The organism is Caldimonas sp. KR1-144 (genome assembly GCF_049446155.1).
Classification (GTDB): domain Bacteria; phylum Pseudomonadota; class Gammaproteobacteria; order Burkholderiales; family Burkholderiaceae_C; genus Rivibacter.
Window position 1 is genome coordinate 240,050 of sequence record NZ_JBMSEE010000006.1, and the last position, 25,180, is coordinate 265,229.

The window sequence follows — 25,180 nt, forward strand, 5'->3', positions numbered from 1 at the left end:
GGTCATGGTTGTTGTCCTTGTGGGGGCGATCAGGCGGCGATCAGACGCCTTGCTTCAGGCTGGCCTGGATGAAGGGATCGAGGTCGCCGTCGAGCACCTTCTGGGTGTTCGAGATCTCGACGTTGGTGCGCAGGTCCTTGATGCGGCTTTGGTCGAGCACGTAGCTGCGGATCTGGTGGCCCCAGCCGACGTCGGTCTTGGAGTCCTCGAGCTTCTGCTGCTCGGCCATCTGCTTGCGCATCTCGTGCTCGTAGAGGCGCGCGCGCAGCATCTGCCAGGCCTCGTCGCGGTTGCGGTGCTGGGAGCGGTCGTTCTGGCACTGCACGACGATGCCGGTCGGGATGTGCGTGAGGCGCACGGCCGAGTCGGTCTTGTTGATGTGCTGGCCGCCCGCGCCGCTGGCGCGGAAGGTGTCGGTGCGCACGTCGGCCGGGTTGATCTCGATCTCGATCGAGTCGTCGACCTCGGGGTAGACGAAGACGCTCGCGAACGAGGTGTGGCGACCGCCCGCGGAGTCGAACGGGCTCTTTCGCACCAGGCGATGCACGCCGGTCTCGGTGCGCAGGTGGCCGAAGGCGTAGTCGCCCTCGATCTTGAGCGTGGCCGAGCGGATGCCTGCGACGTCGCCTTCCGACTCTTCCATCACCTCGGCCTTGAAGCCCTTGCGCTCGCAGTAACGCAGGTACTGGCGCAGGAGCATCGAGGCCCAGTCGCAGGCCTCGGTGCCGCCGGCGCCGGCCTGGATGTCGAGGAAGCAGTTGCTCGGATCGGCCGGGTTGTTGAACATGCGGCGGAACTCGAGCTGCTCGATCTCGCCGGCCAGCGCCGCAGCGTCGGATTCGATGGCTTGCAGCGAGGCGAAGTCGTCCTCGGCCTTGACCATCTCGTAGAGTTCGGCGTTGTCGGCCAGCGAGGAGCCGACGCGCTCGAGCACCTCGACCACGGTCTCGAGCGATTTCTTCTCGCGGCCCAGGGCCTGCGCGTTCTTGGGGTCGTTCCAGACCGCCGGGTCTTCGAGCGCGGCGTTGACCTCGCTCAGGCGCCGGGACTTCTGGTCGAAGTCAAAGATACCTCCGAAGGTCCTGCGCGCGCTGCGTCAGGTCCGCGAGGGTGGCGCCGATGGTGTTGATGCGTTCGATGTCCATGGGGCTTCCTGTGTTCGTGTCGCCGCTGCAATGGGTGTGCCGCGGGCGGAAGCCGGGATTTTCGCACCGTCGCAGTGCGGGTCAGGCACGGTCCAGGAAGGCCTCGATCAGCGCCGCCACCTGCTGCGGCTGGTCGTGGTGCAGCATGTGGCCGCAGTCGGCCAGCGCATGGCGCTCCACGTTCTTCACGACCGCCAGCCGCTCGTGGAACTCGGCCAGCGTGTAGCGATCGCCCCACCACTTCACGAGGTCGGTATTGCGGCCCTCGATCCACAGCAGCGGCGCCTCGATCTGCTGCCAGCAGGCCAGCGCTTCATCCACCTGGTAGAGGTTGGCGCTGGTGCGCTTGTGGGCCGGGTCGCCCTGGATCACCCAGCGTCCGCTGGCGGCGTCCTCGCGCGCCCAGTGCGGCGCGAGCCAGCGCGCGAAGGCCGGCGCGAGGCGCGGGTTGTTCTGGCGCAGCCGATCGGCCACCTCGTCGAGGCTTTCGTAGTCGCGCAGGCGCTGCGGCGTCTTGAGCTCGTCGAGCCACTGGCGGTAGCGCTTGGGCGCGTGCTGCGGCTTCGTGCGCGGCAGGCCGAAGCCTTCCAGGTTGACCAGGCGGCGCACGCGCTCGGGCCGCACGCCGGCATAGAGCATCACGACATTGCCGCCCATGCTGTGGCCGCAGAGGTCGACCGGCGCGTCGGGCGAGAGCGCGTCGAGCAGGGCGTCGAGGTCGCCGAGGTAGTCGGCAAAGGTGTAGCTGTCGGTCGGCTGCGGCGCGGCGCTGGCGCCGAAGCCTCGCCAGTCGGCCGCGAAGACCTGGCGCTCCTGCGCCAGCGCGTCGACGACGAACTGGAACGACGCGGCCACGTCCATCCAGCCGTGCATCATCACCAGCGGGGGCACGCCGGCGCGCGGCGCGCCCCAGGCGAGCACGTGGTAGTCGAGGCCGCGCACCGGCACGCTCATCGAGCGCGCGACGCGGCGCGGAAGGTAGGCGGACGAAGGCATGCGGCCACTGTACGCAGCCGGCGACCGGTCTGCCGTCGCGGCCGGGACAAGCCCCGACAATGGGCCGCATGAGCCACCCCCACACCGCCTCGCGCGGCTTCGCGCTGCGCCCCGCCACCCCCGCCGACGTGCCCGACCTCGTGCGCCTGATCTGCGCGCTGGCCGAGTACGAGAAGCTCACCCACCTGCTCGAGATCACGCCCGAGGCGCTGCAGGCGCAGCTGTTCGGCGCGCGCCCGCCGGCCGAGGCGCTGGTCGCCCAGCTCGACGATGGCCGCGTGGTCGGGTTCGCGCTGTTCTTCACCAACTTCTCGACCTTCCTGTGCAAGCCGGGGCTGTACCTGGAAGACCTGTTCGTCGAGCCGGCCCATCGCGGCCTGGGCATCGGCCGTGCGCTGATGCAGGCGCTGGCGGGGCTGGCGGTGGAGCGCGGCTATGGCCGCTTCGAATGGTGCGTGCTCGACTGGAACGAGCCCGCGATCCGCTTCTACGAGTCGCTGGGCGCGAGCATCCTGCCTGACTGGCGCTTGTGCCGCGTCACCGGCTCGGCGATGGAGCGCATCGCGTGAAGCGCTGGCGGCATGCGGTGACGACCGCGTTGACGGCCGCATTGACGGCAGCCGCCGTGGCCGCGAGCATGCCGGCCATGGCCGAGATCGATGTCTACGCCCTGTGGGACTACGGGCAGCCCGCCGCCAGCGAGCAGCGCTTTCGTGCTGCGCTGGCCGGCGCCAGCGGCGACGACGAGCTGATCCTGCGCACACAGATCGCGCGCAGCTACAGCCTGCGCAAGCGCTTCGACGAGGCGAACGCCGAGCTCGACGCGATCGCGCCCCGGCTGGCCGCTGCCGGCCCCGCGGCGCGCGTGCATGCGCTGCTGGAGCGCGGCCGCACGCTGCGCTCGGGCGGGGGCGCGGCGGACGCGCGGCCGCTGTTCGTCGAGGCCTTCGAACTCGCGCAAGGTCATGGCCTGGAGTTCCTGGCCGCCGACGCGCTGCACATGGTCGCGCTGGTCGAGACCGGCCTGGACGGCCAGATCGAGTGGAACCGGCGCACCGCCGAGTACGCGCGCGCCGCGCGCGATCCGCGCGCCCAGGGCTGGGCCGCCGCGGCCTACAACAACCTCGGCGTCGCGCTCAACGAGGCCGGGCGCCATGAGGAGGCGCTGGCCGCCTTGGAGCAGGCGCTGGCCGCCCACGAGCGCAAGGGCAAGGCACCCGAGATCCGCATCGCCCGGTGGATGGTGGCCCACACCCAGCGCCTGCTGGGCCGCGCCGACGAGGCGCTCGCCGGCCAGCTCGCGCTCGAGCGCGAATGCGCCGATGCCGGCGAGCCCGACCCCTATGTCTTCGAGGAGCTCGCGCTGCTCTACGCGGCGCGCGGCGACGAGGCCAGGGCGGCGCACTACCGCACGCTGCAACGCCAATCGCAGCCAGCGCCGAACTGACGCACGCGATGCGCCGCAGGCGCTTCGCGAGGGGGTGGTTTCAGGACGCTTAAGCTTCTTCAAGGACGCTCGCCGCCGGCCGCGGCGAGCATGCGCGACATGCGGCGGCGAGGTTGGCCGCCGGGAGTGCTTGTCCATGAAATTCCTCTCCACCAAGCGCCTGCCGCCCGTGCGGCGGCCCTGCTGACGTGAAGTCCGCCTGGTCCGCGTCGGGTTGGCCCGCGCACGCCGCGATGCCGCCGTTCGACGCGGCCGCCGAGACCCTCGCGCCGCGCGGCGACGGCGGCACCGCGATGCATTCGTACTGGGCCGGCACCGGCCATTCGGGCCTCGCGGTCGGCGTCACCGGCCACCGGCCGCCGCATCTGGCGCCCGAGCACCTGGCGCGCCTGCGCGCCCAGGCGCAGCAGCTGCTGCGCGGTCTGCGCGAGGCCCAGGGTCCGACGGTGCGCCCGCGCCTGGTCTCGGCGCTCGCCGAGGGGGCCGACCGCCATCTGGCCGAGCTGGCCCTGGCCGATGGCTACACGCTGCACGCGGTGCTGCCCTTCCTGAAGGCGCAGTACGCGGCCGACTTCGGCACGCCCGCCTCGGTGCACGAGTTCGAGCGCCTGTTGCTGCGCGCCTGGTCGGTGCTGGAGCTGCCCGGCGACCGCGCCCACGGCGACCATGCCTACGAGGCGGCCGGCCATGCCGTGCTGGAGCAGTCGGACGTGTTGATCGCCGTGTGGGACGGCGCTCCGGCGCGCGGGCGCGGCGGCACGGCCGCGATGGTCGTCGAGGCCTGGCGCCGCCGCGTGCCGGTGCTGCACCTGTCGGCGCGCTGCGACGCGGCGCCGACGCTGCTGTGGGCGGCGGACGAGGACGCGGCGAATGCGCCGCTGGACCTGGAGCGCCTGCCGGACCAGCCGTGCGACCACGACGTGCTGTGTCGCATCGTGGCATCGCGCACGGCGCGCAGGTAAGGAAGCGACGACACTGCGCGGCGTCCCGTCCATCGCAGTGCCCATGAGCGCCGACGCGCATTCCGTTTCCTCACCGCCCGCCGCACCCGCGCGCCGCTACGGCGCCTTCCTGAGCTACAGCCACCGCGACGCGGCGCTGGCGACGTGGCTGCAGCGCGGGCTGGAGACCTACCGGCTGCCGCCGCGGCTGGCCGGCCGCGAGACGGCGGTGGGTCCGGTGCCGCGCACGGTCGGGCCGGTGTTCCGCGACCGCGACGAGCTGCCCGCCGGTGCCGACCTGGCCACGCACGTGCGCGAGGGCCTGGCGGCCAGCCGCTGGCTGATCGTGGTGTGCTCGCCGGCGGCCGCAGCGTCGCCTTGGGTCGAGCGCGAGATCCTTGAGTTCAAGCGCCTGCACGGCGAAGAGCGCGTGCTGGCGGTGATTGCCGCGGGCGAGCCGTACGCGAGCCGGCGGCCGGGGCGAGAGCAAGAGGAGTGCTTCCCCCAGGCGCTGCGCCATGCGCGCGCGGCCGACGGCACGCCCACCGGCGCCGAGCTCGAGCCGATCGCGGTCGATCTGCGCAAGCAAGGCGACGGCAAGCGCATGGCGCTGCTCAAGCTGATCGCAGGCATGACCGGCGTGGGCGTCGACGAGCTGGCGCAGCGCGACGCGCAGCGCCGGGCGCGAAGGCTCGCGTGGCTGGCCGTGGGCGCGACGGTGGGCATGCTGGTAATGGGCGTGATGGCGGTCATGGCCCTTCAGGCACGCAACGAGGCGCGCGAGCAGCGCGCGCAGGCGGAGGACCTGATTGAGTTCATGCTGGGTGACTTGCGCAAGAAGCTCGAACCGGTGGGGCGGCTGGAGGTGCTCGATGCGGTGGGCGAGAAGGCATTGGGCTACTACGACCGGCAGGACGCGGCCAAGCTCGATGCGACCTCGCTGGGGCATCGCTCGCGGGCGATGCATCTGATCGGTGAGATCCGCGACCTGCGGGGGCAGCGAGATCAAGCGCTGGAGGCCTTTCGCAGCGCGGCGGAGACCACCGCTCAGTTGCTGAAGCGCTTCCCCAACGATCCGCAGCGCATCTTCGATCACGCGCAGAGCGTGTTCTGGGTCGGCTACATGGTGTGGCGACGCGGCGACGCCATGGCCGCCGAGCAGGCCTTTGGCGAATACCTTGCCCTGGCGCGTCGCCTCGTGTCGATCGATCCGGCCAAGCACGAGTGGCAGCTGGAAGTCGCGATGGCGGCCACGAATCTCGGCATAGTGCAAAGCGACACCGGCCGGATGACTGGAGCGCTGGCCCTGTTCGACGAGTCGCGGCGCATTTACGAGCCGATCGTCAAGGCCAAGCCCATGCTTGGTTTCGAGCTGGCTCAGACCTGGGGCTGGATGGCCCAGGCCCACGAGCGTCTAGGCGACTATGAACGCGCCTCGGGAGCGCAGCGCGCCAAGCTGCCGCTGTATGACGCGATCCCGGGCGCGGACAAGGATCGGCGCGTTCTTCAGGGCCGGCTCAACGTAGCCACCTTGCTTTCTCGATACGCGCTTACGCTCGGGCGCTGGCACGAGGCTGAGTCGCACGGCAGGGAAGCGCTGATGCGAGCAAGCGAGCTCGTCGACGCCGACCCCAGCAACTTGCTGTGGCGCCGGGACCGCTGCTATGCGCGCCTTGATCTCGCAGCGGCTTTGCTTGCCAACGGTCGGACCACGGATGCGCGCAGCACGCTGGCTCCGATGGGCAATGAACTGCCCCGTCTGCTGGCTGCCGATCCCGCCGACCTGGACGTCGCGGTGAACCTGCGAGGCCGCTGGCTCTCGCTGGCGGCTCGCAGTGCGCTGCTCACACCGCAGGCAGCTATCGATGCGCTGCGAACCCTGCTCGCGGATGTTGACGAGCTTGCCGGTCGCGGTGCGCGGGTGAGCCTGGTCAGCGGGCCAGTGCCGGCCGCCCGTGCCGAATTGGGGCGGCTGCTATCCGAGGCAGGCGAACTGGCGGAGGCTCGCGCGCTCTGGCGCCGGACCTTGGACCAATTGCCCGTACACGAAGGCGCTTCCTCGCGCAGCGGGGCCGAACGGGGGCTCATTCTTCGTGCGCAACTCCTGCGTCGCCTCGGCCATGATGAGGCGGCCCGACCGCTCGTCGAGCAACTGCGTACGAGTTCGGTGCGCAGTCCCGATGCCCGTGAACTGCTAGCGGGCGGGCCCCCAGCGGCCGGAATGCCGGGACCCGCCCCTTCGATTCCTTCTCACACCAGAGCCAACAGGAGTACGCGATGAGCCGAGTCACTGTCGAAGTCAACGTTGTCAACGGCAAGATCGAGGTCGAGCAGACCCTCGACCTGCGCAGCAAACCCAACAACGTCAGGATCTTCTGGACCCTGGGCACAACCGATTGGAACTTCGACGACAAAGGTATCGACATCGTCGAAATCACGAACCAGTTCCGCGACGCCAAGCGCATCAATGGCGGACAGGCCTATCGCTGGAAGGACATGAACAGTGATGGCAAGACCTATAAGTACGACATCAACCTCGTCGCCGCCGATGGCTCGGGACGTAAGCTGGCGCTGGATCCCGTGATCGTCAACGGCGGTGGTGGGGGCGACATGGACGGCGGCAAGAGCGGCGCCTGAACATCTGCCCGGACACTTGTTTGCGACGCGGCCTGCCGCGTCGCATCGCGACAACTGACACACCGGGAATGTAAAGAAGCGGCGACACTGTTATTTACCTTTCGTAACTAGCAGTGCCCATGAGCGCTGATGCGCTTCGCAGTCCTTCCTCCGGTGGCGCCACCGAAGCGCCGCCCGCGCGCCGCTACGGCGCCTTCCTGAGCTACAGCCACCGCGATGCGGCGCTGGCGACGTGGCTGCAGCGCGGGCTGGAGACCTACCGGCTGCCGCCGCGGCTGGCCGGGCGCGAGACGGCGGTCGGGCCGGTGCCGCGCACGGTCGGGCCGGTGTTCCGCGACCGCGACGAGCTGCCCGCCGGTGCCGACCTGGCCACGCACGTGCGCGAGGGCCTGGCGGCCAGCCGCTGGCTGATCGTGGTGTGCTCGCCGGCGGCCGCAGCGTCGCCTTGGGTCGAGCGCGAGATCCTTGAGTTCAAGCGCCTGCACGGCGAAGAGCGCGTGCTGGCGGTGATTGCCGCGGGCGAGCCGTACGCGAGCCGGCGGCCGGGGCGAGAGCAAGAGGAGTGCTTCCCCCAGGCGCTGCGCCATGCGCGCGCGGCCGACGGCACGCCCACCGGCGCCGAGCTCGAGCCGATCGCGGTCGATCTGCGCAAGCAAGGCGACGGCAAGCGCATGGCGCTGCTCAAGCTGATCGCAGGCATGACCGGCGTGGGCGTCGACGAGCTGGCGCAGCGCGACGCGCAGCGCCGGGCGCGAAGGCTCGCGTGGCTGGCCGTGGGCGCGACGGTGGGCATGCTGGTAATGGGCGTGATGGCGGTCATGGCCCTTCAGGCACGCAACGAGGCGCGCGAGCAGCGCGCGCAGGCGGAGGACCTGATTGAGTTCATGCTGGGTGACTTGCGCAAGAAGCTCGAACCGGTGGGGCGGCTGGAGGTGCTCGATGCGGTGGGCGAGAAGGCATTGGGCTACTACGGCCGGCAGGACGCGGCCAAGCTCGATGCGACCTCGCTGGGGCATCGCTCGCGGGCGATGCATCTGATCGGTGAGATCCGCGGTTTGCGCGGTCAACGTGATCTCGCCGAGAAGGCGTTCCGAAGCGCTGCCGAAACGACCGCTCAGATGCTCGCGCGTGCACCTAACGACCCGCAGCGCATCTTCGACCACGCGCAAAGCGAGTACTGGGTCGGCCTCGTTGCTTGGCAAAGCGGCGATCTTCCCGTTGCTGCACAGCGTTTCGGCGAGTACCTCCGGCTCGCACGGCGGCTGGTGGTCATCGATTCGGCGAAGCCCGACTGGCAGATCGAGTTGGCGATGGCATCGACGAATCTCGGTGCCGTGTACATCCGCCAAGGGCGCGTTCACGAAGCACTTGCGCTGTTCGATGAGACGCTCAGGCTCTATGAGCCGTTGACAGCCCAACGGCCTGAGCTGCGCGTTGAGCAGGCAAAGACGCTCGGATGGAAGTCGGATGCTTACGAAACCCTGGGCGACTATGGGCGCGCCGCCGAGGCCCAGCGGGCGAAGGTGTCGCTGTTCGACGCCATGCCCGATGCGACCAGGAACCGAATCGCGTTGATGGGGCGTGTCAATGTCGCCTACACGTTGGCGCGACTGGAACTGCAGATGGGGCACTTCGACCGGGCGCGAGCCGAGGCACTCGATGCGGTGGAGAAGGCCAACACGCTGACCAGTGTCGACTCGACGAACAAGTTCTGGCTCCAGGAATCGACGCGGGCTCAACTTGCACTGGCCGATGCCTTGGCGGCTCTGAACCGGTGCACGGAGGCCTTGGAACCGATCGAGGCTGCCTCGAAGGCATTGCCGGCGCTTCGCTCCGGGAATGCCTCCAACCTGGATGTCAATGTGCTGCTCCCCAGCCAATGGCTGGACCTCGCCATCCGCTGCAAGGCGAGGCCAGACGCGCAGCTGCTGGCGCAGGCGCGGGAGTACCTGACTCAGGCGCGACGCCTGATCGCCGAGCCGGGCCATCTCACGCCCGCGCGGGCTCGCTCAATCGCCCTCGTCGAGTTCCTGGTCGGTCGCAAGCTGGCGACCAGCGGCAACGCTGAGGCTGCGCAGGCACATTGGCGCAGCGCCTTGTCGATGCTGGACGCCTCCGCGCTGGCAATCGAAGCCGACTCGGTTGCTGCATTGAAGGCCCAGATTCTTCTGCATCTCGATCGGGCGAGCGAAGCACGTCCGATCGTGCAACGCCTGCAGACGAGGTCACTACGAAGCCCGATCGTGCTGGAGCTGTTCGGCTCGCCAACACCGGGCGAATCGGTTTCCCAACCACGACCTAAGGAGTAAGGCATGAATCAAGTGGAGGTTCCAGTCACCGTCGTCGACGGCAGGATCCTGGTCCAGGACGAGATCGACCTGACCAGGAAGCCCAAGGACGTGAAGATCCGTTGGGTTCTATCGACCCCCGGTTGGGAGTTCACCGAGAACGGCATCGTCATCGATGACTCGTCGAGCCAGTTCTCAGACCCCAAGCGGACGGCCGGCGGCAGCGAGTTCCAGTGGAAGGACAAGAACGACGACAGCAGGAGGTACAAGTACGACGTCAACGTTCAGGCCACGGACACGTTGGGTCGGACGCTCAGTCTCGATCCGACGATCAACAACGGGGACGGCGGCGGCTGAGTCGACTGTCTTCTACCAATCACGCCGGCGAGAGAAGCACGCTTGGTCGTGCGAGGCCCGCGTGAGCCGAGGAAGCCTGGTTGTTCAGAGCTCAATTCCGAGCAGGCCGGGCGGCCGATTCTCCAAGCGAGCCAACAAGGAGTAAGGGATGAACGAAGTGCAGGTTCCAGTCGCCGTCGTCGACGGTCAGATCCAGGTGCAAGAAGTCGTTGACCTGACCAAGAAACCCAAGGACGTCAAGATCCGCTGGATCCTGTCGACGCCAGGGTGGGAATTCACCGCCAACGGGATCGTCATCGAAAACCCGTCACCCCAATTCTCGGAGTCGCAACGCACGGCAAGCGGCAGCGAGTTCCAGTGGAAGGATAAGAACGACGACAGCAAGACGTACAAGTACGACGTCAATGTCCAGGCCGCGGGTGGGTCGGGGCCGGTGATCAGCCTCGATCCGACGATCAACAACGGAGACGGTGGAGGCTGAGTCGCCTCATCTCCAAAGGGGCATGCCGCATCCGTGCGTGTGATCCGTCACGCGCACGTCGCGCGCAACTGCGCAAACGTCGGGGCACACCGTCGGGTCCACCGCTGCGTGCTAGCGTCGTTGCGATCGTCTACGGCGATCGCAACAACAAACGTATGGAGGTTCATCGAGTGAACGCTTTCGAATTCGCGGCTTCTCATCGCCGCGCCTCGCGGCTGGCCATTGCCGCGAGCCTGACCGTTCTGCTTGCCGCCTGTGGCGGAGGCAGCGAAGGCACGGCGAGCCGTGCTTCATCGACCCGCGTCGCCAGCGCCGCGGCGGCTACCCAGACCGAGTCGGCCAACGAGATCGTCATCCCGGTGACGGTGGTCGATGGCGTGATCCAGGTTCAGGAGAGCATCGACCTGCGCGGCAAACCCGAGAACCTCAAACTGCGCTGGGTGCTCAACACGTCCGGCTGGGCATTTGCGGACGACGGCATCGCGATCGGCGGCAGCGATCCGACGTTTTCCGAAGGCCAGGTCGTGAACGGCGGCTCGGCGTTCGAGTGGAAAACAAGAACAATGACAGCCGCGAGTACAAGTACGACGTGAACCTGAAGGCGACCGACGGGTCCGGCCGCACGCTCGAACTGGATCCAACGATCAGCAACGCCCCGTGACCCGCGGCGGGCTTTAGCGATCAGTCACGAGTCGCGCCGCTCGCAGCAACAAGCAGCGCTTCGATCTGCTCGTCAAGCGTGACGGCAACGCTCTTGGCATCCGTCGACTCGATCAGTGCGGCCGTGGTCGCCAGGCGCGCCGGCGAAAAGCCCGGCGCGCCGCCCGACGAATCGCTTGTCCCTGCCCAAGCGTGCAGCCGCTGAGCGATATCGCGTTGTCCACGCTGTACCGCCAGCCACGCGAACACCTCGGCCGCACGCACCAGCGCGCCGCCATCCCGCGCGAGCCGCACGACGTCGGCCGCCATGCCTGCCGCCTGGTCCGCCTGCGACTGCGCGAGCAAGGCCTCCATCTGCAGCAACAGCGCGCGGCACAGCGTCAGGCTCGCGCGTTCGCGGCGCAGCCGCTCGACCAGCGCGCCGGCCTGCATCTCGGCCGCCTTGGCATCGCCCAATGCCAGTGACAACTCGGCCAGATGCAGCTCGGCACGCAGCGCGCCGCGCTCGTCGCCGGCCGCCCGCCGCAGCGCGAGTTCCTGCGCACGCGCTTCGCGGCTTGCAGCCCAGTCCTGCGCGATGCGCGCAACGTCGGCGCGCGCGCGCCAGCCCCACGCGCGTACGCGCAAGGGCCAGTCGGGTCGCTCCAGTTGCAGCGCTTCGTCGAGCGCGGCCTTGGCCGTCTCGGCATCGCTTTGCCCGGCGATCGCGGTCAGCTCGGCATACAGGCCCAGCGCGTCGCCCAGTTCGCGGTACAGCGCCTGCGCACGCTCGCCGGCCTCGCGCGAGCGTGCGGCGTCCTGCTCGGCCCAGGCCCACTGCGCGGCCCGCCACCAGCGTGCGGCGATCGGCTTGGGCAGCTCGCCCTGCGCGGCCGAGGCGCTTGCATCGATCCAGCGCCGCGCCTCGTCGTCGAGCGAGAGGTAGCGCCAAAGCGGCGCGGCGGCGCCGATCAGCGCGGCGGCCGTCGCCGGTTCTTTCACGATGGCCCAGCCCAGCGCCGCGCGCAAGTCTTCGAGCTCGGGCTCGAAGCGCGCGAGCCAGTCGCGGTCGGTGCTGACGAGAAAGGTGTCCGGCGCGGCCTCGAAGGTCTCGCGCACGATGGCCGCGTGGCGCGCCTTCAGCGCGTCGGCCTCGCCGGCCTCTCGGGCCTTGGCCCGTGCATAGGCGCGGCCGGTCTCGCTGAGCGCATAGCGCGGCGGATCGCGCGTGTCCGCGCTCACCAGCGAGCGCTCGACCAGCGTGGCGAGCCGTTCCGCCGCGGCCCAGGGTTCGGCCGACTCGTCGGCCAGCACCGCCTGCGCCGCCTCCAGCGAGAAGCTGGCCTCGAACACGCCGAGCCGGTGCCAGGCGCGCTGCTCGTCGGGCGCGAGCAGGGCGTGGCTCCAGTCGATCACTGCCTGCAGAGAAAGATGACGCGGCGCGGCGTCGCGCGCGCCGGCGGCGGCCAGCAGTTTGAAGCGCTCGTCGAGATGGCGCGCGACGCCGTGCGCGCCGAGCATCGGCAGGCGCGCGGCGGCGAGCTGCAGCGCCAGCGGCAGGCCGTCGAGGCGGCGGCAGATCTCGATCAGCGCGCCGCGGTTGTCCTCGCCGAGCGCGAAGCGGCGGTCGAGCGCGCGCGCACGCTCGACGAGCAGCGCCAGTGCGGGGCAGCGAGCGGCCTCCGCCAGCGGGGCGTCGGGCGCGGGCAGGCCCAGCGCGTCGAGCCGCAGCACCACTTCGCCGTCGATGCGCAGCGGCGCCTGGCTGGTCACCAGCAGGCGCAGGCCGGGGGCCGCGCGCATCAGGCTGGCGGCGGTCGCGGCGACGGACTCCAGCAGGTGCTCGGCGTTGTCGAGCACCAGCAGCATCGACAGCGGGCGCAGCGCGGCGGCCACCGCGGCGAGGCTCGCCGTGCCCTGCAGCTCGAGGCCGATCGCCGCGGCGATCGCACCGGGCAGCAAGGCGGCGTCGCCCAGCGGCGCGAGCTCGACCCAGGCCGCGCCGTGCGCCTGCGCCGCGGCATGGCGGTGCGCGGCCTCGATCGCCAGCCGCGTCTTGCCCATGCCGCCGGGGCCCACCACCGTGAGCAGGCGCTCGCTCGCCAGGGCCTGCTCCAGCATGGCCAGCTCGGCCTCGCGCCCGAGCATGGTGCTGGCCGGCTCGGGCAGCGCGTGCAGCGGCGCGGTCACCGCCGTGGCGGCCGGCGGGGCGGCGGCGGGCCGGTCCTCGACCAGCGTGAACTGGTAGCCGCGCCCCGGCACGGTGGCGATGGCCCCGGCACCCAGCGCCTTGCGCAGCGCGCTGATCTGCACCTGCAGGTTGTTCTCCTCGACCACCAGGCCGGGCCAGGCGAGGTCGAGCAGCTCGGCCTTGGTGACCACGCGCTCGCGCCGCTCCACGAGCGCCAGCAGCACGTCGAAGGCACGCGCCCCCAGCGCCTGCGGCTGGCCATCGACCAGCAGCTGGCGCTGCGCGGGGCGGATCTCGCAGGAGGCGAAGCGAAGCGAGGCGGTCAAGGCTGTCGAAACGGCTGAAAGCGGCCGATTGTCGCCGCGCCGCCGGCGACGCTTCAGAACCCTTCAGCTTGCCAAAGGACGCTGCGGCGGCGGCCGAGCAGACTGGCCACTCGAACCGACCCGGAGCCCGCCATGCCGATCGCCGCGCTGTCCTCGCCGCAAACTGCAGCACAAGGTTCTGCCGCCGCGATGCCGTGCGGCGGGCCGGTCGGTTTCGCCGGGCTGCCGATGCACGCCGGCTTTCGGTCCGCTCAGCCCGGCGGCGCCTGGAAGCCGCCGGCGCGGTAGGTCAGCACCAGGGTGTCGCGCCAGCCTTCGCTTTGGCCGCCGACTTGGCCATCCACCAGGGGCTGGATCGGAGTGCTCTCGTGAATCACGCGTGCGTCATCGAGCAGCAGCGCGCTCCACGGCGCGTCGAGCGTGAAGCGCACGCCGTGCGGGCCGTCGGCCTCGAACACGCGCGTCTCGCCGCCGCGCACGCCGTGGCGTTCGACCAGCAGCACGGCCACGTAATCCACGCCGTCGCGGTGCGCGCCTTCGGGCGTGGGCCGGCCGACGCCGTCGCGCGTGTCGATGCGAAACGGATGCGCCTCGATGAACCAGGCCTCGGGCCGCCGTGCGGCGGCCTGCGCGAACAGCAGGCCGAGCGCGGCGACGAGGTCGCGCCACGCGGCGCTGGCGGCCATCGCCGCGTCGAGCGGCTCGAACCAGCGCTCGATGCCGCCGTGCAGCGCGTTGTAGGTGGTGGGTTGCCAATGCGCCCGGTGCGGCTGCGCCTCGAGCGGGGCGCCGGACTGCGCGAGCTGCTGCACGTAGCAGCCGTGGCGGCGGTGGCGGTAGCGGCCGCCGTCCTTCAGGTGGGCATCGGCGGGTAGGTCGCGCCAGAACGGGTGCAGCGTGGCGTCGAGTTCGCGCGGCGCGTGGCCGACCAGGGCGCCGAGCGTGTCGGGCGCCAGCACCGCGTAGCCGCTGGCGCGCAGCTGGGTCGCCAGCGTCTCGCGCGGCGCGGGCTGGGGAAAGTGCGCGGCCGCCGGCGGGCGCAGATCGGACGCCGGGACCGAGGACGGTGCGGGGATGCTCGGGTGTGTCATGGCGGCGGTCAGCCTAGCATGCGGCCTCCCGTCGAATGGAGACATGACGAATGGCCCTGCGCACCGGCGCCGATGACGACCACTACGAAGCGCTGCACCGTGGTTTCCGCTGGCGCGTGCCGGCGCTGTTCAACATCGCCGAGGCCTGCTGCGGGCGCTGGGCGCGTGATGCGCGCCATGCCGAGCGCGCCGCGGTGCTCTACGAGCGCGAGGACGGCCGCACGGCGACCTTGACCTACGCCGCGCTGCAGGCGCAGGCCAACCGCCTGTCCCATGCGCTCGAGCGCCTGGGTGTCGAGCGCGGCGAGCGCGTCGCGATCGTGATGCCGCAGCGCCCCGAGACGGCGATCGCGCACATCGCGATCCAGCAGCTCGGCGCGGTGGCGATGCCGCTGTCGATGCTGTTCGGCCCCGAGGCGCTGGAGTACCGCCTCAAGGACAGCGAGGCGCGCGTCGCGATCGCCGACGAGACCGGCATCGCAAGCTTGCGCGCCGCGGCCGGGGCCTGCCCGGCGCTCGAGCACATCGTCGCGGTCGGCGACGCGCAAGGGCAGGGCAGCCTCGACTGGGACGCGGCGCTGGCGCGCGAGTCGGCGCTCTTCAACGCGCTGGCCACGCATGCCGACGAGGCCGCGGTGCTGATCTACACCAGCGGCACGACCGGCCCGCCCAAGGGCGCGCTGATCCCGCAGCGCGCGCTGATCGGCAACCTGCCGGGCTTCGTCTGCTCGCAGAACTGGTTCCCTCAGGACGACGCGGTGTTCTGGAGCCCGGCCGACTGGGCCTGGACCGGCGGGCTGATGGATGCGCTGCTGCCCTCGCTGTACTTCGGCCGCCCGATCGTCGGCTTCCAGGGCCGCTTCGGGCCCGAGCGCGCGTTCGAGCTGATCGAGCGCCACCGCGTGACCCACAGCTTCCTGTTCCCGACCGCGCTGAAGGCGATGATGAAGGCGGTGCCGCATCCGCGCGAGCGCTACGCGCTGAACCTGCGCGCGATCATGAGCGCCGGCGAGGCGGTCGGCGACGCGGTGTTCGCCTACGGCCGCGAACAGCTGGGCCTGACGATCAACGAGATGTTCGGCCAGACCGAGATCAACTACATCGTCGGCAACTGCTCGCGGCATGTCGATGCGCAGGGCCGCGAACAGGCCGGCTGGCCGGCGCGCCCCGGCAGCATGGGCCGCGCCTATCCCGGCCACCGCATCGCGGTGGTCGACGACGAGGGCCAGGAGCTTCCGCCCGGCACGCCGGGCGACGTCGCGCTGCACCGGCGTGACCGCCACGGCGACCTCGATCCGATCTTCTTCCTCGGCTACTGGCGCAACGAGGACGCCACGCGTGCCAAGTTCACCGGCGATCCCGGCGACTCATGGTGCCGCACCGGCGACACGGCCATGATGGACGAGGCCGGCTACCTCTGGTACCAGGGCCGCAGCGACGATGTCTTCAAGGCCGCGGGCTACCGCATCGGCCCGAGCGAGATCGAGAACTGCCTGGTCAAGCACGCGGCCGTGGCCAACGCCGCGGTCGTGCCCAAGCCCGACGCCGAGCGCGGCGCGCTGGTCAAGGCCTATGTCGTGCTCGCGCCCGGCCATGCCGCGTCGCCGGGCCTGGTGGAGGAACTGCAGCGCCATGTGCGCGGGCGGCTGGCGCCCTACGAGTACCCGAAGGAGATCGAGTTCATCGAGGCCTTGCCGATGACCACCACCGGCAAGGTGCAGCGCCGCGTGCTGCGGCTGCAGGAGGAAGCGCGCGCCCGCGAGGCGGCCGGCCGCTGAGCCTGAGGCCGCCCGCGCGTAGGCGCGGTCCTACATGCGGTCACGGCGTCGGCCGGCGAAGCCTGCCCGCGTGGATCACGAGACTGAATGCATCACCCAACCAAAGGAGATGCCATGTCTCGCTTCACCCACTCACTGATGGCACTGGCGCTTGGCGCCGCCTTCGCCGGCGGCCTGCAGGCCCAGACGGTCGGCACCGGCGACCACAAGGCGGCCAAGGACCAGATCGAGGCCAGCTACAAGGCCGCGCGCGAGGCCTGCGACCAGCAGTCCGGCAACGCCAAGGATGTGTGCGTCGAGCAGGCCAAGGGCCAGCGCAAGGTCGAGGAAGCGCAGCTCGAATACCGCCGCAGCGGCCGCCCGGCTGACCAGCAAAAGATCGCCATCGCGCGCGCCGAGGCCGACTACGCGGTGGCCAAGGAGCGCTGCGACGACTTGTCGGGCAACGCCAAGGACGTCTGCGTCAAGGACGCCAAGGCCGCCGAAACGCGCGCCAAGGCGGACGCCAAGATGGCGATGGCCAACACCGAGAACCGCCAAGACGCGGCGAGCGACAAGCGCAAGGCCGAGTACAAGGCCGCGGTCGAACGCTGCGACAGCCTGGCCGGCGACGCCAAGGACAGCTGCGTCGCGGCGGCGAAGCAGCGCTACGACAAGCGTTGACCCACGCCCCCGGCGGCGGCCCGGGCGTCCCGAGCGGACGCCCGGGCCGCCTTGGCTTTTTGGCATTGCCTATCGGGTGGCTTGTAATGCTCAATCGATAGGTGGTACTGAATAGCCGTAAACTATGCTGCGTTGCGACAGGAAAGGCCTTCCCGGTCGCAGCCAGGTTCTTCAACCCACTGACCACCCGAAAGACATGTCTCTCATCAACACCACCGTCCAGCCCTTCAAGGTTCAGGCCTTCCACAACGGCAAGTTCGTCGAAGTCACCGAGCAGACGCTCAAGGGCAAGTGGTCGACGCTGATCTTCATGCCGGCCGCCTTCACCTTCAACTGCCCGACCGAAGTCGAAGACGCCGCCGAGCACTACGCCGAGTTCAAGAAGCTCGAGGCCGAGGTCTACATCGTCACCACCGACACGCACTTCGCGCACAAGGTGTGGCACGAGACCTCGCCGGCCGTGGGCAAGGCGCAGTTCCCGCTGATCGGCGACCCGACGCACCAGCTGACCCGCCAGTTCGGCGTGCACATCGAGGAAGAAGGCCTGGCCCTGCGCGGCACCTTCGTGATCAACCCCGAGGGCGTGATCAAGACCGCCGAGATCCACGACAACGCGATCGCGCGTGACGTCAAGGAAACACTGCGCAAGCTCAAGGCCGCGCAGTACGTCGCCAAGAACCCCGGCCAGGTCTGCCCGGCCAAGTGGAACGAAGGCGCGAAGACGCTGACCCCGTCGCTGGACCTCGTCGGCAAGATCTGACGCGTTCCACCTGATGCCCGCCCGCGCGGCTTGCCGCGCATCCCGGATCCCGGGCGGGCATCCCCCCACGACACGGACCCTCGGGTCCTGTCGACTGTGCCTTGCGGGTGCGGTCGAGAGGACTTGCCTTGCCCGGAGTAACGCCATGCTCGACACCAATCTGCAGAACCAGCTTCGCGCCTACCTCGAGCGGCTCACGCAGCCGGTCGAGCTGATCGCCTCGCTCGACGAGAGCGATGCCGCCAACGAGATGCGCGAGCTGCTCGGCGAGATCGCGGCGCTCAGCGACAAGGTGACCGCCCGCTTCGACGGCACCGACGCACGCCAGCCCTCGTTCCAGATCACCCGCGCCGGTGAAGACATGGGCCTGCGCTTCGCGGCCGTGCCGATGGGCCACGAGTTCACCTCGCTGGTGCTGGCGCTGCTGCAGGCCGGCGGCCATCCGCCCAAGGTCGACGACGAGACGATCGAGCGCATCAAGTCGCTCGACGGCGAGTTCCGCTTCGAGACCTGGATGAGCCTGACCTGCCACAACTGCCCGGACGTCGTGCAGGCGCTCAACCTGATGGCCGTGCTGAACCCGAAGATCCGCCACGTGGCGATCGACGGCGGCCTGTTCCAGCAGGAGGTCGAGCAGCGCCAGATCATGGCGGTGCCGATGGTCTTCCTCAACGGCGAGCCGTTTGCATCGGGCCGCATGGAGCTGGCCGAGATCGTTGCCAAGCTGGACACCGGCGCGGCCGCGCGCGACGCCGAAAAGCTCTCGGCCAAGCCGACCTTCGACGTGCTGATCGTCGGCGGCGGCCCGGCCGGCGCGGCCGCTGCGGTCTATGCGGCGCGCAAGGGCATCCGCACCGGCATCGTCGCCGAGCGCTTCGGCGGCCAGACGCAGGACACGCTGGGCATCGAGAACTACCCCTCGGTGCTCGAGACGCAAGGGCCCCAGTTCTCGGCCGCGCTGGAGTCGCATGCGCGCGCCTACGACGTGGACATCATGAACCTGCAGCGCGTGGCTTCGATCGAGCCGGCGAACGGCGAGCGCAAGACCATCGGCGTCACGCTCGAGAACGGCGCCCAGCTTTCGACGCGCTCGCTGATCCTGGCCACCGGCGCGCGCTGGCGCAACGTCAACGTGCCCGGCGAAGCCGAGTACAAGAACCGCGGCGTGGCCTATTGCCCGCACTGCGACGGCCCGCTATTCAAGGGCAAGAAAGTCGCGGTGATCGGCGGCGGCAACTCGGGCGTCGAGGCGGCGATCGACCTGGCCGGCATCGTCGAGCACGTCACGCTGATCGAGTTCGCGCCCGAGCTCAAGGCCGATGCGGTGCTGGTCAACAAGCTCAAGAGCCTGCCCAACGTGACCATCCACGTGAACGCGCAGACCACCGAGATCACCGGCGACGGCCAGAAGGTCGACGGCCTGCGCTTCAAGGACCGCGCCAGCGGCGAGGAGCGCCGCATCGAGCTGGCCGGCGTGTTCGTGCAGATCGGCCTGGTGCCCAACACCGAGTGGCTGCGCGGCACGGTCGAGCTCAGCAAGTACGGCGAGATCATCGTCGACGCCAAGTGCGCGACCAGCGTGCCGGGCGTGTTCGCGGCGGGCGACGCGACGACCGTGCCCTACAAGCAGATCGTCATCGCGGCCGGCGAGGGCTCGAAGGCGGCGCTGTCGGCCTTCGATCACCTGATCCGCATGCCGGCTTGAGGGCGCTTCGCTCGCTGTCTTGCAGGGGCGGGCGGCGACTGGCGTGACGTCAGCCACGGCAAGGCGCGTTAATAGCGCGCCTTGCCGCAACTCGATACCGACGTTTCCCCCTGGATCGTTGTTGCGGCGCCGTCCCTACGATATTCCTTGGTGCCTCACAATCCGCCAACCAAGGGAGGCGTCGTATGCAGGAATTCCGTCGCACCGGAGAGCTCAAGGACATCACCAGCTACCCCGTGTGGCTGCAGCAGGTGGTGCGCGACACGGCGCTGGCCAAGGCGCGCGTCGTCGATCACGAGCTCTTCGCGCTGATGCGCGACGCCCAGCTGCCGCTGGCCGTGATGCAGCGCTTCCTCGTCGGCGTGTGGCCGACGATCGAGCAGTTCCCGCGCTTCATGGCCATGAACCTCAAGAAGACGGGCTACGGCGGCGGGCGCGGCCAGGAGATGGCGCGCAGCTACCTGATGCACAACATCCGCGTCGAGCAAAGCCACGCCAAGCACTGGGTCGAATGGGCACGGGCCGCCGGCCTGACGCTCGAGGACCTTCAACGCGGCGAGGACATGGAGAGCCTGCACGCGCTGGCGCACTGGTGCTGGCACGTCAGCGACCACGCCAGCCTGCCGGTGGCGATCGCGGCCACCAACTACGCGGTCGAGGGCGCGACGGGCGAATGGTCCTGCGTCGTCTGTTCCAAGCCCGACTACGCCGCCTCGCTGCCCGAGGCCGTGCGCGGGCCGGCGACGCGCTGGCTGCGCGTGCATGCCGAGTACGACGACACGCACCCGTGGGAGGCGCTGGACATCGTCGCGACGCTGCTGGGCCATGCGCCCTCGGCGGCTGACATCGACGCGGTGCGCCGCGCGGTGCGCAGCAGCTACGGCTACATGGCAATGGCGCTCGACGGCGCGATGCGCGCGCTCGAGCACGGCGTGTTCGACGAGACCGCCTGCAACGCCTCGACGCTGGGCGAACTGGCCGCAGCCTGATCGGCCCGTCAAGCACAAGGGCGCCCCGCGGGGCGCCCTTGTCGTTTGCGCCATCGCCGCGGATCAGGCGGCGGCCGGCGCGCGCGGCCCGCGCAGGTTGATGAAGGCGTTGACCGTCAGCGCGACGATCGCGCCGGCCATGCCGAACTCGGACGCCACCAGCGCCGGGGCCACCTGCGGCTTGCCGAGCAGCAGCATCGCCAGCGAGCCCATCATCACCGGCAGCGAGAGGTTGTGCAGCCAGAACTGCACGGCGGCCAGGCGGCTGGCGGCGAGCGCCGGGAACACGCCGTAGGTCAGGCCGGCCAGGGCCAGCGTGGTCCAGCCCAGCAGGTTGATGTGGGCGTGCACCGGGCGCAGCGTGAAGTCCTGCGTCGCGCCCATGCCGATGCCGATCGCGATGCCGACGATCAGGTAGACGAGCGCGAGCTGCAGGCAGCGGCGTGCGATGGCCGGCACACGTTCGGAGCCGGCGAGCGAGATGGTGTTCATGGTGTTTCCTCGGGTTCGTTCAGTTCAGGGAAAAGGGTTCACGCCCCGACCGCTTGCGCGACGCGCTCGCCGCCGAGCAGAGCCGCGGCCGTGTCGGCGATGAGCCCCGCCGACGGGACGCCCGCCTGTTCGAGCGCCCATGCCGCCGGCGCGGGCGCGTCGGGCCCGCCGAGCCGGCGCACCGGCGACCTGAGGCGGCCGTGGCACTGCTCGGCCACCTCGGCGGCGATCTCGGCGCCGATGCCGGCGAAGCGGTTGGCCTCGTGCACGACGACCAGCCGCCCGGTCTTGCGCACCGAGGCGATCACGCTCGCCATGTCCAGCGGCTTGATGCTGCGCAGGTCGATCACCTCGGCCGAGATGCCGGCCTCGCCGAGCTGCTGCGCCGCGGCCAGGCAATGGCCCACGGTCTTCGCGTAGCTCACCAGCGTGAGGTCGCGGCCCTCGCGCACGACCTTGGCGCGGCCCAGCGGCACCAGGTGCTCGGCGCTGTCGGGCACTTCGCCGTGCGCGAGGCCCAGCGCGAGGTCGGTGAAGAACAGCACCGGGTTGTCGTCGCGGATCGCGGCCTTGAGCAGGCCCTTCGCATCGGCAGGGTTCGACGGCATCGCGATCTTCAGCCCCGGGCAGTGGGCGAACAGCGCCTCGAGGTTGTGATGATGCTGCGCGCCGACGCCCCAGCCGGCGCCGGTGCTGGCCAGCGCGACCATCGGGAACGCGAACTGGCCGCCCGAGAGGTAGCGCAGCTTGCCGGCGCTGTTGATCAGCTCGTCCATCGCCAGCGTCATGAAGGGCGCGTAGAGCAGGTCGATCACCGGGCGCAGGCCGCTTGCCGCGGCGCCGACCGCGGTGCCGGCGATGATGCCTTCGGCCAGTGGCGTGTCGCGGATGCGCGTCGCATCGAAGCGCGGCGCGATGTCCTCCAGCCGGTGGCGAACGCCTTCGCCCATCACCAGCACGCGCGCGTCGCGCTGCATCTCCTCGGCCAGCGCTTGCGTGATCGCGGCCTGCATCGTCATCGAGGTGGTCGTCATCTGAATCTCCTTCGATCGGCCGGGCCGGTCATGCGTAGACATCGGTGGTGAGTTCGGCGAGGTCGGCGGCCGGTGCCGCCAGGGCCTGGGCCAGCGCTGCCTCCAGCACGTCGGCGACGCGCTGCTTCAGGCTCGCGAACTCGCCGTCGCCGAGCACGCGCTGCGCCACCAGCTGCGAGCGCAGGCGCTCGATCGGGTCGCGCGCCTTCCAGTGCGCGAGCTCGGCGGCGTCGACGTAGTGCTGGTCATCCGGGCCGTAGTGGCCGCGCAGGCGGTAGGTCGAGACCTCCAGGAAGTAGGGTCGGCCGGTCTCGCGGATGTGCGTGACCGCGCGTTGCGCTGCGTGCGAGACGGAGACGATGTCGTTTCCGTCGACGGTCAGGGTCTCGATCTGGTGCGAGGCGGCCCAGGCGGCGATGGTCTCGCCGGGCATCGTGACGCTGCGCGACACGAAGGCCTGCCACTGGTTGTTCTCGCACACGAACAGCACCGGCAGGCGCCAGGTCGCGGCCAGGTTCAGCGCCTCGTGGAAACGCCCCTCGCAGGCCGCGCCGTCGCCGAAGAACACGCACACGATGCCGGGCTCGCCGAGCTGCTGCTTGGCCAGCGCGACGCCGGGTGCCATGGCCAGCTCGCCGCCGACGATGGTCGAGGTCAGCACCACGCCGAGCTCCTTGGCGCTGATGTGCAGCGAGCCGCTCTTGCCCTTGCAGTAGCCGCTGGCCTTGCCCAGCACCTCGGCGAACAGCCGCGCGGGGTCGGCGCCGCGCGCCAGCAGGTGGCCGGCGCTGCGGTGGTTGGTGAGGATGCGGTCATCGGGCCCAAGCGCGCGCACCACCCCCACGGCGCTGGCCTCCTGGCCGACGGAGGTGCAGGTGCCGGGCGCCTGGCCGGCGGCGAACAGGGTGGACAGGCGTTCCTCGTAGCCGCGGATCAGCAGCATGGCCTCGAGCAGGGCGAGCGACTCGTGGGCGTTCTTGGGGGCAATCGACATGGTCAGTCCTCAGCGTCAATCGGGTACCGGGGGACGCCCGGTCGCCGTTCGAGGCGGCGCCAAGCGTTGGACAGGACTGTAGGAACCGTCTCGCCGCGGCGCATGAACCGAAGGAGCCATTGGCCCCGGCGAATCGGGCCATGGCTCCCCTCGCGGGGGGAGGGTGGCACTGCGCAAGCCGGTACAAGCCGGGCCGCCCCGCGGCGCGGCACACTGCGCCGATGTCCAGGAAAGACCACGCCAGCGAGACCCCGGCGACCGCCTTGCTGCGGCGCGAGAAGGTGACGTTCACGGAACACCTCTACGACTACGTCGACCGCGGCGGCACCGCGGAGTCGTCGCGCCAGCTCGGCGTGCCCGAGCACGAGGTGGTCAAGACGCTGGTGATGCAAGACGAGGCGGCGCGGCCGCTGATCGTGCTGATGCACGGCGACCGCCACGTCAGCCTCAAGGCGCTGGCGCGCGAGATCGGCTGCAAGAAGGTCGAGCCCTGCGCGCCCGAAGTGGCGCAGCGCCACAGCGGCTTCCTGGTCGGCGGCACCTCGCCGTTCGGCACGCGCAAGGCGATGCCGGTCTACGTGGAGGCCTCAGTGCTCGAGCTGCCCAAGATCCTGATCAACGGCGGGCGGCGCGGCTACCTGGTCGGCATCGAGCCGGCCGTGCTGACGCAGCTGCTGCAGGCGCGGCCGGTGAACTGCGCGATGGCCTGAATCGGGGCGGCACAATCCGGGCCATGGATTTCCTGGCTCCCCTGCTGGCGGTGATCGCCGCCTACCTGATCGGATCGCTGTCGTTCGCGGTCATCGTCAGCCGCGCGTTTGGCCTCGCCGACCCGCGCAGCTACGGCTCCAAGAACCCGGGCGCGACCAACGTGCTGCGCTCGGGCCACAAGCACGCCGCGCTTCTCACGCTGGCCTTCGACGCGCTCAAGGGCTACCTGCCGGTGCTGCTGGTGCTGCTGTTCGGCGAGCGCTTCGGGCTGGGCGAGGGCACGGCCGCGGCGGTCGGGCTGGCGGCCTTCGTCGGCCACCTGTGGCCGGTGTTCTTCCGCTTCCAGGGCGGCAAGGGCGTGGCCACCGCCGCCGGGGTGCTGTTCGCGTTCAACCCCTGGCTGGGCCTGGCCACGCTGGCAAGCTTTGCGATCGTGGTGGCGTTCTCGCGCTACGTTTCGCTGGGCTCGATGGTTGCCGCGGCTTTCGCGCCCTTCTACCAGTTGCTGATCTGGGGCGGCGGCGCGATCGCGCTGGCCACCGGCGCGATGGGGCTGCTGCTGATCTGGCGCCACCAGGCCAACATCCGCAAGCTCTTGGCCGGCACCGAGAGCAAGCTCGGCCAGAAGGCGGCGCCGGGCGACGCCACCCCCCACAAGGCGGCGGGCAAGCCTCACCATCGCTGAACTTTGCCGGCCGCGACGATTCGTTCACTTCACCACTCGACTGACACCATGAGCTCTTCGATCCAGCGCTTCGACGTCGGCGCGCGACTGTCCGAGATGGCCGTGCACAACGGCACCGTCTACCTCGCCGGCCAGGTGGCCGGCGACGACAGCAAGGACATCCGCGGCCAGACCCAGGAGGTGCTCGCCGCGATCGACGCGCTGCTCGCGCGCGCCGGCACCGACAAGTCGCGCCTGCTGATGGTGCAGATCTTCATCAAGGACCTGGCCGACTTCCCGGCCATGAACGAGGTCTGGGAAGCCTGGCTGCCGGCCGGCGCCGCGCCGCCGCGCGCGACCGTGCAGGCCAACCTCGCCAAGCCGGGCTGGCGCGTCGAGATGGTGGTCACCGCGGCGCTGTGAATTCAGGCGGCGCGCGGCAAGGAGACAGCCCATGAGTACGTTCTTCTCCCGCCACCGCCGCGCGCTGCAGTGGGCCATCGCGGCCGTGCTGCTGCTCGTGGGCGCCACCGCCTATGGCCTGTGGCAGGCGAGCGGCCGGCCCCACGACCTCGGCCGCGAGGCCGCGGCCCATGCGCAGCCGGGCGACATCTACGTCTACTCGGCCACGACCTGCGGCACCTGCCGCAAGGCCAAGCTGTGGATGACGTACCACGGCATCCCTTATGAGTCCTGCGAGATCGACCGCGATGCCGACTGCCGTCGACGTTTCGACGCGCTGGGCGGCATCGGCACGCCGACCATGGTGGTGCGCGGCCAGACCCTGACCGGCTTTCGCACCGAGCTGATCGCCGAGCTCGTGGCCCGGCCGCGCGTCGCCTCGCGCTGAA

25 protein-coding genes are annotated in these 25,180 nt (G+C 70.2%); 18 read left to right on the top strand and 7 right to left on the bottom strand.

Annotation, left to right across the window (positions count from 1 at the left end; all coding sequences use genetic code 11):
- Window positions 1–40 precede the first annotated feature (40 nt).
- Together prfB and ACO2TI_RS15820 are read right to left on the bottom strand one after the other, a co-directional pair.
- Window positions 41–1,145 (bottom strand): peptide chain release factor 2 gene (prfB, locus tag ACO2TI_RS15815; RefSeq protein ID WP_423285774.1). Its coding sequence is split into 2 segments (ribosomal slippage): window positions 41–1,063 and window positions 1,065–1,145, totalling 1,104 coding nucleotides; the frame shifts between segments, so codons are not numbered across the junction.
- Window positions 1,146–1,226: 81 nt separating this feature from the next.
- On the bottom strand, window positions 1,227–2,141 hold the full coding sequence (locus tag ACO2TI_RS15820) for an alpha/beta fold hydrolase (RefSeq protein WP_423285776.1): 915 nt from the start codon (window positions 2,139–2,141) through the stop codon (window positions 1,227–1,229).
- A gap of 68 nt (window positions 2,142–2,209) precedes the next feature.
- Here ACO2TI_RS15820 and ACO2TI_RS15825 point away from each other — a divergent pair, with 68 nt between their 5' ends.
- From ACO2TI_RS15825 to ACO2TI_RS15865, 9 genes are all read left to right on the top strand, one after another.
- Entirely contained in the window at window positions 2,210–2,710 is a 501-nt protein-coding gene (locus ACO2TI_RS15825) for a GNAT family N-acetyltransferase (protein WP_423285778.1), read from the top strand.
- Entirely contained in the window at window positions 2,707–3,588 is an 882-nt protein-coding gene (locus tag ACO2TI_RS15830; protein WP_423285780.1) for a tetratricopeptide repeat protein, read from the top strand. The genes ACO2TI_RS15825 and ACO2TI_RS15830 overlap by 4 nt, the downstream gene beginning before the upstream one ends.
- A 188-nt stretch (window positions 3,589–3,776) precedes the next feature.
- A complete protein-coding gene (locus ACO2TI_RS15835; RefSeq protein ID WP_423285782.1) occupies window positions 3,777–4,550 on the top strand; it encodes a hypothetical protein in 774 nt (257 codons plus the stop codon).
- A gap of 43 nt (window positions 4,551–4,593) precedes the next feature.
- On the top strand, window positions 4,594–6,810 hold the full coding sequence (locus tag ACO2TI_RS15840; protein WP_423285784.1) for a TIR domain-containing protein: 2,217 nt from the start codon (window positions 4,594–4,596) through the stop codon (window positions 6,808–6,810).
- Window positions 6,807–7,166 carry a hypothetical protein gene (locus ACO2TI_RS15845; protein WP_423285785.1) on the top strand — a complete coding sequence of 120 codons (360 nt, stop codon included), beginning with the start codon at window positions 6,807–6,809 and terminating at the stop codon, window positions 7,164–7,166. Before ACO2TI_RS15840 ends, ACO2TI_RS15845 begins: the two co-directional genes overlap by 4 nt.
- A 119-nt stretch (window positions 7,167–7,285) precedes the next feature.
- A complete protein-coding gene (locus ACO2TI_RS15850; RefSeq protein WP_423285787.1) occupies window positions 7,286–9,475 on the top strand; it encodes a TIR domain-containing protein in 2,190 nt (729 codons plus the stop codon).
- A gap of 3 nt (window positions 9,476–9,478) precedes the next feature.
- Complete coding sequence (locus ACO2TI_RS15855) at window positions 9,479–9,811, top strand: hypothetical protein (protein ID WP_423285789.1); 333 nt, start codon at window positions 9,479–9,481, stop codon at window positions 9,809–9,811.
- Window positions 9,812–9,959: 148 nt separating this feature from the next.
- Window positions 9,960–10,292: a hypothetical protein gene (locus ACO2TI_RS15860; protein ID WP_423285791.1), complete on the top strand. Its 333-nt coding sequence runs from the start codon at window positions 9,960–9,962 to the stop codon at window positions 10,290–10,292.
- Between the two features lie 155 nt (window positions 10,293–10,447).
- On the top strand, window positions 10,448–10,885 hold the full coding sequence (locus ACO2TI_RS15865; protein WP_423285793.1) for a hypothetical protein: 438 nt from the start codon (window positions 10,448–10,450) through the stop codon (window positions 10,883–10,885).
- 88 nt (window positions 10,886–10,973) lie between these two features.
- Here ACO2TI_RS15865 and ACO2TI_RS15870 read toward each other — a convergent pair whose 3' ends face one another.
- Window positions 10,974–13,448, bottom strand: coding sequence for an ATP-binding protein (locus tag ACO2TI_RS15870; RefSeq protein ID WP_423285795.1), 2,475 nt, complete (start codon window positions 13,446–13,448; stop codon window positions 10,974–10,976).
- 251 nt (window positions 13,449–13,699) lie between these two features.
- Window positions 13,700–14,539: a 2OG-Fe dioxygenase family protein gene (locus tag ACO2TI_RS15875; RefSeq protein WP_423285797.1), complete on the bottom strand. Its 840-nt coding sequence runs from the start codon at window positions 14,537–14,539 to the stop codon at window positions 13,700–13,702.
- Between the two features lie 50 nt (window positions 14,540–14,589).
- On the opposite strand from ACO2TI_RS15875, the gene ACO2TI_RS15880 reads away from it, so the two are divergent.
- From ACO2TI_RS15880 to ACO2TI_RS15900, 5 genes are all read left to right on the top strand, one after another.
- Entirely contained in the window at window positions 14,590–16,317 is a 1,728-nt protein-coding gene (locus tag ACO2TI_RS15880) for an acyl-CoA synthetase (RefSeq protein WP_423285799.1), read from the top strand.
- 114 nt (window positions 16,318–16,431) lie between these two features.
- On the top strand, window positions 16,432–16,980 hold the full coding sequence (locus ACO2TI_RS15885; RefSeq protein WP_423285801.1) for a hypothetical protein: 549 nt from the start codon (window positions 16,432–16,434) through the stop codon (window positions 16,978–16,980).
- 196 nt (window positions 16,981–17,176) lie between these two features.
- Window positions 17,177–17,740, top strand: a complete 564-nt coding sequence (ahpC, locus tag ACO2TI_RS15890) for an alkyl hydroperoxide reductase subunit C (protein ID WP_423285802.1) — start codon at window positions 17,177–17,179, stop codon at window positions 17,738–17,740.
- Between the two features lie 145 nt (window positions 17,741–17,885).
- Window positions 17,886–19,445 carry an alkyl hydroperoxide reductase subunit F gene (ahpF, locus tag ACO2TI_RS15895; protein ID WP_423285804.1) on the top strand — a complete coding sequence of 520 codons (1,560 nt, stop codon included), beginning with the start codon at window positions 17,886–17,888 and terminating at the stop codon, window positions 19,443–19,445.
- Between the two features lie 185 nt (window positions 19,446–19,630).
- The gene (locus ACO2TI_RS15900) at window positions 19,631–20,434 is read left to right on the top strand and encodes a TenA family transcriptional regulator (RefSeq protein ID WP_423285805.1); all 804 of its coding nucleotides are present in this window, start codon (window positions 19,631–19,633) and stop codon (window positions 20,432–20,434) included.
- A gap of 63 nt (window positions 20,435–20,497) precedes the next feature.
- On the opposite strand, the gene ACO2TI_RS15905 is transcribed toward ACO2TI_RS15900, so the two are convergent.
- The 3 genes from ACO2TI_RS15905 to ACO2TI_RS15915 are packed head-to-tail and all read right to left on the bottom strand — an operon-like array spanning window position 20,498 to window position 22,954.
- Window positions 20,498–20,926, bottom strand: coding sequence for a hypothetical protein (locus ACO2TI_RS15905; RefSeq protein ID WP_423285806.1), 429 nt, complete (start codon window positions 20,924–20,926; stop codon window positions 20,498–20,500).
- A gap of 38 nt (window positions 20,927–20,964) precedes the next feature.
- Complete coding sequence (locus tag ACO2TI_RS15910; RefSeq protein WP_423285808.1) at window positions 20,965–21,960, bottom strand: alpha-ketoacid dehydrogenase subunit beta; 996 nt, start codon at window positions 21,958–21,960, stop codon at window positions 20,965–20,967.
- 28 nt (window positions 21,961–21,988) lie between these two features.
- Window positions 21,989–22,954, bottom strand: a complete 966-nt coding sequence (locus tag ACO2TI_RS15915; protein ID WP_423285810.1) for a thiamine pyrophosphate-dependent dehydrogenase E1 component subunit alpha — start codon at window positions 22,952–22,954, stop codon at window positions 21,989–21,991.
- A gap of 221 nt (window positions 22,955–23,175) precedes the next feature.
- On the opposite strand from ACO2TI_RS15915, the gene ACO2TI_RS15920 reads away from it, so the two are divergent.
- From ACO2TI_RS15920 to ACO2TI_RS15935, 4 genes are read left to right on the top strand one after another with little or no spacing between them, the layout of a single operon-like run.
- Window positions 23,176–23,664, top strand: coding sequence for an aminoacyl-tRNA deacylase (locus ACO2TI_RS15920; protein WP_423285812.1), 489 nt, complete (start codon window positions 23,176–23,178; stop codon window positions 23,662–23,664).
- A gap of 23 nt (window positions 23,665–23,687) precedes the next feature.
- Window positions 23,688–24,350, top strand: a complete 663-nt coding sequence (gene plsY / locus ACO2TI_RS15925; RefSeq protein WP_423285814.1) for a glycerol-3-phosphate 1-O-acyltransferase PlsY — start codon at window positions 23,688–23,690, stop codon at window positions 24,348–24,350.
- A 48-nt stretch (window positions 24,351–24,398) separates the two neighbouring features.
- Window positions 24,399–24,752, top strand: a complete 354-nt coding sequence (locus ACO2TI_RS15930; protein ID WP_423285816.1) for a RidA family protein — start codon at window positions 24,399–24,401, stop codon at window positions 24,750–24,752.
- Between the two features lie 31 nt (window positions 24,753–24,783).
- Window positions 24,784–25,179: a glutaredoxin family protein gene (locus ACO2TI_RS15935; protein ID WP_423285818.1), complete on the top strand. Its 396-nt coding sequence runs from the start codon at window positions 24,784–24,786 to the stop codon at window positions 25,177–25,179.
- Window position 25,180 lies beyond the last annotated feature (1 nt).

Bases quoted from the DNA above. Each gene is read 5' to 3' on its own strand.
- ACO2TI_RS15915 (WP_423285810.1), bottom strand. From the start codon at position 22,954: ATGTCGATTGCCCCCAAGAACGCCCACGAGTCGCTCGCCCTGCTCGAG.
- ACO2TI_RS15880 (WP_423285799.1), top strand. From the start codon at position 14,590: ATGGCCCTGCGCACCGGCGCCGATGACGACCACTACGAAGCGCTGCAC.
- ACO2TI_RS15935 (WP_423285818.1), top strand. From the start codon at position 24,784: ATGAGTACGTTCTTCTCCCGCCACCGCCGCGCGCTGCAGTGGGCCATC.
- ACO2TI_RS15850 (WP_423285787.1), top strand. From the start codon at position 7,286: ATGAGCGCTGATGCGCTTCGCAGTCCTTCCTCCGGTGGCGCCACCGAA.
- ACO2TI_RS15885 (WP_423285801.1), top strand. From the start codon at position 16,432: ATGTCTCGCTTCACCCACTCACTGATGGCACTGGCGCTTGGCGCCGCC.
- ahpC (WP_423285802.1), top strand. From the start codon at position 17,177: ATGTCTCTCATCAACACCACCGTCCAGCCCTTCAAGGTTCAGGCCTTC.
- ACO2TI_RS15875 (WP_423285797.1), bottom strand. From the start codon at position 14,539: ATGACACACCCGAGCATCCCCGCACCGTCCTCGGTCCCGGCGTCCGAT.
- ACO2TI_RS15865 (WP_423285793.1), top strand. From the start codon at position 10,448: ATGGAGGTTCATCGAGTGAACGCTTTCGAATTCGCGGCTTCTCATCGC.
- ACO2TI_RS15845 (WP_423285785.1), top strand. From the start codon at position 6,807: ATGAGCCGAGTCACTGTCGAAGTCAACGTTGTCAACGGCAAGATCGAG.
- plsY (WP_423285814.1), top strand. From the start codon at position 23,688: ATGGATTTCCTGGCTCCCCTGCTGGCGGTGATCGCCGCCTACCTGATC.
- ACO2TI_RS15920 (WP_423285812.1), top strand. From the start codon at position 23,176: ATGTCCAGGAAAGACCACGCCAGCGAGACCCCGGCGACCGCCTTGCTG.
- ACO2TI_RS15840 (WP_423285784.1), top strand. From the start codon at position 4,594: ATGAGCGCCGACGCGCATTCCGTTTCCTCACCGCCCGCCGCACCCGCG.
- ACO2TI_RS15930 (WP_423285816.1), top strand. From the start codon at position 24,399: ATGAGCTCTTCGATCCAGCGCTTCGACGTCGGCGCGCGACTGTCCGAG.
- ACO2TI_RS15855 (WP_423285789.1), top strand. From the start codon at position 9,479: ATGAATCAAGTGGAGGTTCCAGTCACCGTCGTCGACGGCAGGATCCTG.
- ahpF (WP_423285804.1), top strand. From the start codon at position 17,886: ATGCTCGACACCAATCTGCAGAACCAGCTTCGCGCCTACCTCGAGCGG.
- ACO2TI_RS15905 (WP_423285806.1), bottom strand. From the start codon at position 20,926: ATGAACACCATCTCGCTCGCCGGCTCCGAACGTGTGCCGGCCATCGCA.
- ACO2TI_RS15910 (WP_423285808.1), bottom strand. From the start codon at position 21,960: ATGACGACCACCTCGATGACGATGCAGGCCGCGATCACGCAAGCGCTG.
- ACO2TI_RS15860 (WP_423285791.1), top strand. From the start codon at position 9,960: ATGAACGAAGTGCAGGTTCCAGTCGCCGTCGTCGACGGTCAGATCCAG.
- ACO2TI_RS15820 (WP_423285776.1), bottom strand. From the start codon at position 2,141: ATGCCTTCGTCCGCCTACCTTCCGCGCCGCGTCGCGCGCTCGATGAGC.
- ACO2TI_RS15900 (WP_423285805.1), top strand. From the start codon at position 19,631: ATGCAGGAATTCCGTCGCACCGGAGAGCTCAAGGACATCACCAGCTAC.
- ACO2TI_RS15825 (WP_423285778.1), top strand. From the start codon at position 2,210: ATGAGCCACCCCCACACCGCCTCGCGCGGCTTCGCGCTGCGCCCCGCC.